The organism is Gordonia sp. NPDC003425, from assembly GCF_053588635.1.
The window spans coordinates 1-1,067 of record NZ_JBSFQI010000056.1 but is presented as its reverse complement, the minus strand read 5'-3'; the positions used below and the strand labels follow the sequence as shown (position 1 = coordinate 1,067).

The 1,067-nt window shown below is 64.7% G+C and carries 1 protein-coding gene; it reads left to right on the top strand.

Annotation, left to right across the window (positions count from 1 at the left end):
• Positions 1-162: 162 nt before the first annotated feature.
• Positions 163-1,067 (top strand): ISL3 family transposase (locus ACWDTD_RS20570; RefSeq protein WP_449748958.1); only part of this gene is annotated, 905 nt, incomplete at its 3' end.

Sequence of the window (1,067 nt, the reverse complement as noted above, 5' to 3'; positions counted from 1 at the left end):
GGCTCTTCCGAATTGACGGTGCGTAGAACGGGTTCTCGCGGGCACAAGATGTGGGTGAGCAAGGTCGCGGGGTGTGGGCGGTGAGTCTGGGGATGTAGGCGGGTCCTGTGGTGTGAGGATGACAGTTCCTACACAATCACTCACACACCGACAGGACCCACGTTGCAGGGTAGCGCTATTGCCGACACGATTTGCCGCACCATCGAGCTCGGGGTGACGATCACCGATGCCGCCCTTGACGGCGAGGACCGCACCCACGTGTTCTGCCAGGTCTTGGCCCCGAACAATAGGTGTGCCGGGTGCGGGCAGCCGGGCCGGCTGCGTGATCATGTTGACCGTGAGGTTGCTGATCTGCCGATCGTGGGGCACCCGACGCGGCTGCATATCGCGGTGCCACGCTACGTGTGCGCCAATCCCGACTGTGCCGCCACGATCTTTCGTGCCGACATCTCCACGATCGCGGCGCCACGGGCCCAGGTCACCCGCCGGACGACGACCTGGATTCTGCGGGCGATGATCTGCGACAAGATGTCGGTGACGGCGGCCGCGGCTGCGGTCGGGTTGAGCTGGAACACCGTCAATACCCTGGCCCTGGACGCAGCCCGCACGTTAGCGTCCGCACCGGCCCGCCTGGACGGTGTACGGGTTCTTGGCGTGGATGAGCACAAATGGAAACATGTTCGCGGTCATGGTGATTCGAGTTTCGTGACCGTGCTCGTCGACCTGACGCCGATCGTGGACGGTACCGGGCCGGCACGCTTGTTGGACATGGTCGCCGGCCGCTCCAAGGCCGCGTTGAAGAATTGGCTGACCGCGCGCGATCCCGCGTTTCGTGACCGGATCAAGGTCGTCACGATGGACGGGTTCTCCGGCTACCGCACCGCGACCGCCGAAACCCTAGACAAGGCGCGTGCGGTGATGGATCCGTTTCATGTGGTGCACCTGGCCGCTGAGAAGTTGACGGTGTGTCGTCAACGTGTGCAACAGGATACGTGCGGACACCGCGGCCGCGCCGGGGACCCGCTCTACGGCATCCGCCGCCCCCTGCTCACCCGAATCGGCTTGTT